This window comes from Salinibacter sp., assembly GCF_042218895.1.
In the GTDB taxonomy this organism is placed as follows: Bacteria; Bacteroidota; Rhodothermia; order Rhodothermales; family Salinibacteraceae; genus Salinibacter.
Genome location: NZ_JBDGQQ010000156.1, coordinates 1 through 6,672, shown reverse-complemented (window position 1 = coordinate 6,672; position 6,672 = coordinate 1). Strand labels below are relative to the sequence as shown.

The following is a 6,672-nucleotide window of genomic DNA, read 5'->3' as shown; positions in this document are numbered from 1 at the left end:
AGCGACCTCCGGGGCCTGTCTGCGTCCAGGAAGAGGGCCTCCACCGCGTCTGTGGCGCGTGATCGAGCCCGATCCATCGGAGCCTCAAGCGTGTCGGCGAACGGGAAGAAGGCCTCGTCCGACCCGATCCAGTCGGCCAGCGTGAGGAGGCCGTTAAAGGCGTGTTGGAGCGCCGGGTCGGTGGGGAACGGACGAGCGTCCTCGGTGAACGCCTTTCGGAACCAGCGGTGAACAGCGTCGGACAGTGCGGCCAATTTGTCCTTCGGATCACGCGTCTCGGTCGTCTCCCAGAGCATCGGATCGTGGCGACCGGGCGTCACTGGCTCTCCGTGATGGCCAAACGTCGCGAGCAGAAGATGGCCCAGCGCATCCAGATCGTACGCCCAGTCCTGCATCTCTGCGATGCCGAACGGGCCGAGATACTCCATCGGTGCCGATGCATTGTACACGCCCACCATCGGCGTGAGGTGATCCGCCGTCGGCGTCTCGTCGAAGGCTCGGTTCTGGAACCCGTGGTTCACCTTCCCCGCATCGTGCAGAGCGGCGAGGGCTGAGAGGCGGGCGACGTGTACGTCGGACAGGATGTCCCAGCCGATCAACGACGCCAGCCGGTCCCGAAGGATCGTCCGCTGGAGGAGGGCCTCCGTCACCGCCGCCACGTCCGCCGAGTGGGCGAGGAGGGGATGCCACGCGACGATCTCCCCGGTCGAGGGGTCGTCGTCCTTGTATGTGAGCTTGGCCCAGAACTGATTGGGATCGGGTGGGCCGTCCATGTCGGGCACGGCGGTCAGTCAGAGAGGAGGCACCTCGTTGCAAATCGTCGCCATGAGAAGACGAGACGGAACGACGAGCAGCAGGAGGGGAAACGTATGTAGTCTTAAGAAAAGTTGAAAGCAACGTGCAGAAAACGTCCCTCCGATCTGCCGTCGCGGGGGAGACGTGCAGGAACGGGTGCTCATTCCAGTGCGTCGAGCACTTCCGCCGGGCGGTAGGCCGTCAACGGACCGTCTCGAAAATCGTCCGGATTCCGCGTTACGACGCCCTCGGCGCCCGCCTGCGTTCCGGCGGCGGCGATGTATTCGTCCTCAAAATCCGCATCGTTGGGGGCGTCCAGCGCGTCGGACAGGGCCGACCACCCCATCCGCGCGAGGTCAACGACCGTCGAGAGATACTCGAAGAGCGGGCGCGGATCGACACCGTAGGTGACGGTCGACACGTACCAGCACGTGGTGATGGCGGTGGGTGTCGTAATCCCGTCGATGGCTCCCCGCTCCGCGTGGACCAGGAGTTGATTGGCCGTGTCGTGATGCACGCGGCTCTGTACGGCGGCGTCGATCAGGATGTTTGTGTCGAACAGGAGGCGCATGGGCAATTTTAGGTGTGCTTTTCGGTGGCGGCCTTGATGAACTGCCGCTCGTCCTCCGTCCAATTGCCTTTCGGTTCGTCGAAGGGAGCCTCCTCTGGGGGCGCCCCGATCTGCTCCTGGACCTTCTTCAACCGGGGAGTAAGAGCGGTGTCCGACCCGGGATGCTCGTCGGGCGAGTCCTTTCCGCTTAAGAGCCGGAAGTAGTCCTCAACGAGGGCCGATAGGGACGTGCCGCGCTCTCGGGCGATTTCCTTCGCCTGCTCCTTTACGTCCTCGTCCATGCGCAGGGTGAGTTTGGACTTCATGGCTCGATCGGAATTATACGTCATGATATATCGATGTTGACGTACTCTCGCTGCACGGCTCGGTTTCGAGCTACGCGCCTGCGTTCCACTGGAGCTGCTGGACGTTGATGTCGGCCAGCGTCTGGAGCGCGCCGTGCTCCACGAGGTGCCAGAACAGGGTCCGGGTGGCGAGGGCGTCGCCCACGGCCGTGTGCAGTTCTTCCTCGGGGGCGGCGTCGACGTGGCCGAGCAGCGTGCCGAGCTGGTGGGTGTCCGGGGCATCGAGCAGGGAGCGGGCCAGACCCAGCGTGTCGGCGAAGCGGAGGTCGATCCCACTGAGGCCAAGGCGCTCGGCCTCGTAGGTGACGAACCGAAAATCGAACTGCAGATTGTGGCCCACGACCACCCCCCGCCTCCAGGTGCTCGATGAGGCGCGGCAACTGTGCGGCTACGGCGTCGTCACGGGGCGGGGTCGCGTCGCTGCGCCAGTCGAACCGGAGGCCCTGCGCGTCCACCACGGCCATCTCTCGGACGCGCCCGCCGCGGTCGGGCCGCAGAGCGGTCGTTTCCAGGTCGAAGAAGACGAGGGAGGCCGTGCGGAGGGGGCGGCCGGACCACGAGGGCATTGGGAGGGAAGAAGCGGTCCAGGGAGGGCGGAAACGGGAAGCGAGCTCTCCGCCCAGACAAAAGTCGCGACGTCCGGGAAGATCAGGCCCCCTCGTGCAGGGTCGTTCTCAATCCCGAATGTGCTCCACCATTCCGAAGAACTGGTGCTCCTCTCCCCGGACGATGCCGCGTCCCGTCACCGACGCTTGCACGTAAATCGGGCGGGTGCCGTCGGCCCGGGGCTGCCCGTGGCCTCGATGCTCCCCCTGTTTTTCGAGTCTAACGCGGAGGCCCCAGTCCGGCACGTCCACGAGCCACGTCGTGGGGCTGTGCTGGTCGGCCTTATCATCGTACGCCGTCGCGAGCCACCGAACGAGCACGTCGCGGGTCTGCGCTGGAAGGACCTCCGTGGCGGTCTGGTAGCCAAAGTCATTGGTGAGCGACCCCTGCGACACGTGCCAGAGGCGCCCCTCGTCGTCGTAGAGCACGATCCAGTCGTAGAGGCCGAACGAGGCGGTTTCGTCCAGCCGCCGCTCCGCCTCGGCATTGGCCTCCGTGTCCTCGGGCTCCGTCGTGGGTGCGGACCGAATCCACTCGTAGACGCCCGGTCCCTCGTAGGTCGTGCCGTTCCATTCGACGACAAACTGCGTATGCCCGGTGCGGGAGGCGTTCCCGTCCCCCGTCGAGAACGAGAAGCGGGGCGACTGCGGGACGACGGTGAGGGACAGGTCCGGGAGGTTAATCTCTACCCGCACGTGTCCGTCCTCCGTGAGGGTAGGCGCGAGGCCGCTCCGGGTCGGGAGTCGGGGTGTGGTGTCCGGGTCCGCCGTCCACGTCTCGTAGATGGGCATCGACCAGTCGCCGCCTCGCGCCACGAACAGCTTGTACTCGTAGTCGACACGGTTCGGCCCCCGCTCTGTTCGATTGAGGTCGATCGCGAGGATCCGTGGCGTGCCCGAGGCGTCCTGCGTTCCGAAGACGAGGTAGTGCGACTGGTAGGCGCTCTGGGGCGCCGCCGGCGCATCGATGGCGGGGGATGTGCTTCCTCCGACGGCGAGGAGGCCCACGAGGAGGAGCAGAAAACGCCAAACGCGACGGAGCATGCTAGGGCGGCTTCAAGACAAAAACGACTCGGACCGTTGAGACGGCCTCGACATCTGTTCGTTACGGGTCTATCTCCGCGTGTGCGGAGTCACCGTATTCCCCGACTTCGGGTAGCTTACGACCCAGGGTCTATCTCCGCGTGTGCGGAGTCACCCCTGCTACAACATGTCGCAACCAAGCAGGGAGTAATGCAAATCCGGGGTCTGTGAAGCCATTCTGACAGGACATCCGTCTGACCAGTAATCTGTCCGCGGACAGAATGCTGCACCCCACTCAGAAGCTCGGCATTGAAATTTCAGCTTCGCCTTTTTGCCCCTAGAGCGAAAGCTCCTCCCGAGGGGGAAGCCCCGACCACGACCGCCAGGACGACATCCGGCAGGGGGCCAAAATCCTCCGCGAGGGGAACTACTCTTACGACCAGTCCGCCCACCTCATCGAAAAGGCCCGGAGGGGAGTCGGGCTTTCTCCGCCGGACCGTTCTTCCAGCGGGTCCCCCGAGTGACTCTCCTCGGAAGAGCAAGAGGCGTTCCTGAACGCGGCGTACGACCGCGGTGGCCGCACCGGCCTGATGATTAGAGTGCTTCTAATACCGACTGCCGAGAATCGGTGTACATTTGATCGTTCTGCTCAAAAGGAAGGTCCGTCGCGAGGCGCGCCTCGCGACATTTTCTTCCCGAACATCCCGACGCAAAGGGCACAGTTATCGTTGGCATTTGGTATAAAGACCGGGGCCCGGGTGAGCGCATTCGTCAAGATCAGGGCCCAAGACATCTCGTTCCGGGACCTGGAGATCCGCCTCCGGCACACCAAGGGCGAGAAGCTGAGGGACGTGAAGCGGGTCTACCCGCACCTCCTGCGGCACACCGTCGCCCAGCGGCTGGCGGACCAGGGGATGCGGGAGGAGCTTCTCCAGCAGTTCCTCGGGCACGAGGCGCCGCAGACGACCCAGCACTACTACGAGCCGAAGCGGACCGACCTGAAAGAGGCTTTCGAGGAGGCGCTTCGCTTGTAGGCAACCTGCAGGTGAAAGCTTTGGCCTCAGGCACAGGTCCCCCGACGATCCCGAGCGTAGCGCCGGTGCCCGGGAAAAGCTCGCTCAGAAGTGGGGGCCGCGCCGCGGGCCCTCCCGACGAGCGTCGGATCAGGGTACGGCCGCGTGTCGTTATTCCAGCGCCGAATTATCTTCGAACCACCCCCGCCTGTCCCGACCCGGGCGCGCACGGCCCAGGCGAGCGGGCGAGCAGTCGCTTCTCACGACTCTCCTCAAGACTCCACCGATGACTGACCTTTTCCGTCTTTTTTCTGCCCTGCGCCCCCGGGGCGACCGGTTCCCCGAGGAGACCCGGTTTCAGGTGCAGATGCACCGCTTGCTGAGTCTTCTCGGGGCGGGCCTAATCGTAGGGTTTGCCCCGCTGTACGCCCTTGCGGCTCCGCAGGCGACCGACCCGCTCTGGGCACGGCTCGGCGTGGCCGGGCTTTTCGTCGGTCTTTTCTCGGCGTCCTACGTCTCCGGTTGGGCCCGCAAAAACTTCGTCCCGTGCATGCGGGCCATGCTTTACGTCACGATGGGGTGGTTTGCCGCCGTTTCTACCCTGAACCAGTTCTCCGTCGACTACGCGGTCGGGCTTCTCCTCGTATACGTCATTTTCGCGACCGTCGTGGGCTTCGGCGCCCGGTCGATCGGCCCGGTCCTCTGGTTTTTGGCGTACGGCTTCCTGCTCGCCGCGGGAGGGGTGCTGGCGGGGCCCTCCCCGGACGCCAGCCCTGCGGTCTTCCTCGGAAGCATGGGCACCGCCGCGATCGTAGAGGGCGTTCTCACCGGAGGCTGGCTGCAAATCCGAGAGACGATCCGCGAGCAGGAGTCCCGCCTGCGTGGATTTGCAAACAGCCTGCCGGGGGCCGTTTTTCAGTTCTACGCCCGCGAGGACGGGAGCGTCGGCCACCGCTTCGTGAGCGAGCATGCCGAGGAGGTCCTGGGAATCTCTCCCGATCCGGAACGCTTCCTTGAGCGGTGCCTCGCCCGCGTGCCGGAGGACTACAGGAAAAAAATGGAGCGCTCCATCGAGGAGGCGATCGAGACAGAGAGCAGGTGGGAGTTTGAGACGCCCTTCGACCGCCCGGATGGGAGCCGCATCTGGGCCCTGGGGGCATCGGTGCCCGAGCGCCGGGAGGAGGAGATTGTGTTCAATGGAGTGATCCTCGACATCACCGAGCGCAAGCGCGCCGAGCAGGCCCGGGAGGAGGAGCGCGGCCGGCTCGAAACCCTCTTCGAGGCGCTCCCGACCCCTGTCGTCCGCTGTGAGGCCCACGGCCCAGAGGAGCTGCAAGTCTCGGAGGTGAACGCGGCCTTCGAAGAGACCTTCGGGGTCGGGGCGGGGGAAGCTCGGGGACAGGACGTAAGCGAGATTCTCGTTCCGGCCGAGGGCGAAGCGCGGAGCCTCGGCCGCCGCGCGCTGGAGGAAGGGGTTCTGCGGGCGGAGGTCCGGCGGGACACGCCCGATGGGGTCCGGGACTTTCAGCTTCAGGTGGCCTGCCGGCGCCCCAGCGACGGCCCTCCGGAGGTCTACGCCATCTACACCGACATCACAGAGCGGAAGCAGCGGGAGCGGCGGCTCTCGGCGATCTTTAATCAGACGTACCAGTTCACCGGGCTTTTGGAGCCGGACGGGACCGTGATTGAGGTCAACGACACGGCCCTCCAGTTCGGCAACCTCACGCGGGAGGAGGTGGTGGGGAAGCCGCTTTGGGAAACCTACTGGGCCCAGACCGGCCCGGAGTCGAAACGAAGGCTCAAGGAGGCGATCCAGCGCGCGGCCGAGGGGGAGTTTGTCCGCTACGAGCGCCCGGTTCAGGGGAGCGAGCAGACCCGCATCGCGGACTTTTCCATTCGGCCGGTCACCGACGAGCAGGGAGAGGTGACGCTTCTGATTCCGGAGGCCCGGGACATCACCGAGCTGAAAGAGCGGGAGCAGAAGCTGCGCGAGGCGAAGGAGGACGCCGAAAAGGCCCGGGCGGACGCCGAGGAGGCCCGGGAGAACGCCGAAGAGGCCCGGGCGGAGGCCGAGGCCGCCAGCCGCGCAAAGTCGGCGATGCTCGCCAACATGAGCCACGAGATCCGCACGCCGCTGACGTCGGTGATCGGGTTTGCCGACGCGATCGGGGAGGAGGCCGGCGAGGACGCGGCGGTCTCCCGGTTTGCGGGCCTGATCCAGAAAAGCGGCGAGCGCCTGCTGAAGACCCTCGACGGGGTACTCAACCTCTCGAAGCTGGAGGCCGGGCGGGCGGAACTTACGCTCGGGCCTGTCGACCTTG

The 6,672-nt window shown here is 65.7% G+C and carries 7 protein-coding genes; 2 read left to right on the top strand and 5 right to left on the bottom strand.

Annotated elements, in window-relative coordinates; all coding sequences use genetic code 11:
- From ABEL04_RS12950 to ABEL04_RS12930, 5 genes are all read right to left on the bottom strand, one after another.
- Positions 1 to 773 (bottom strand): CRISPR-associated endonuclease Cas3'' (locus ABEL04_RS12950; protein ID WP_375802812.1); only part of this gene is annotated, 773 nt, incomplete at its 3' end.
- Between the two features lie 182 nt (positions 774 to 955).
- On the bottom strand, positions 956 to 1,366 hold the full coding sequence (locus tag ABEL04_RS12945; protein WP_375802811.1) for a type II toxin-antitoxin system VapC family toxin: 411 nt from the start codon (positions 1,364 to 1,366) through the stop codon (positions 956 to 958).
- 8 nt (positions 1,367 to 1,374) lie between these two features.
- The gene (locus tag ABEL04_RS12940) at positions 1,375 to 1,671 is read right to left on the bottom strand and encodes a DUF6364 family protein (protein WP_375802810.1); all 297 of its coding nucleotides are present in this window, start codon (positions 1,669 to 1,671) and stop codon (positions 1,375 to 1,377) included.
- Between the two features lie 70 nt (positions 1,672 to 1,741).
- Positions 1,742 to 2,050, bottom strand: a complete 309-nt coding sequence (locus ABEL04_RS12935) for a hypothetical protein (RefSeq protein WP_375802809.1) — start codon at positions 2,048 to 2,050, stop codon at positions 1,742 to 1,744.
- 334 nt (positions 2,051 to 2,384) lie between these two features.
- Positions 2,385 to 3,359 carry a hypothetical protein gene (locus tag ABEL04_RS12930; protein ID WP_375802808.1) on the bottom strand — a complete coding sequence of 325 codons (975 nt, stop codon included), beginning with the start codon at positions 3,357 to 3,359 and terminating at the stop codon, positions 2,385 to 2,387.
- 737 nt (positions 3,360 to 4,096) lie between these two features.
- Between ABEL04_RS12930 and ABEL04_RS12925 the strand changes: the two genes are divergently transcribed.
- Together ABEL04_RS12925 and ABEL04_RS12920 are read left to right on the top strand one after the other, a co-directional pair.
- Complete coding sequence (locus ABEL04_RS12925; protein WP_375802807.1) at positions 4,097 to 4,372, top strand: tyrosine-type recombinase/integrase; 276 nt, start codon at positions 4,097 to 4,099, stop codon at positions 4,370 to 4,372.
- Between the two features lie 265 nt (positions 4,373 to 4,637).
- On the top strand, positions 4,638 to 6,672 hold a 2,035-nt coding region (locus tag ABEL04_RS12920; protein WP_375802806.1), incomplete at its 3' end, for a PAS domain S-box protein.

Excerpts from the sequence above, each read along its gene's own strand:
- ABEL04_RS12930 (WP_375802808.1), bottom strand. The coding sequence starts at position 3,359 with ATGCTCCGTCGCGTTTGGCGTTTTCTGCTCCTCCTCGTGGGCCTCCTC.
- ABEL04_RS12940 (WP_375802810.1), bottom strand. The coding sequence starts at position 1,671 with ATGAAGTCCAAACTCACCCTGCGCATGGACGAGGACGTAAAGGAGCAG.
- ABEL04_RS12945 (WP_375802811.1), bottom strand. The coding sequence starts at position 1,366 with ATGCGCCTCCTGTTCGACACAAACATCCTGATCGACGCCGCCGTACAG.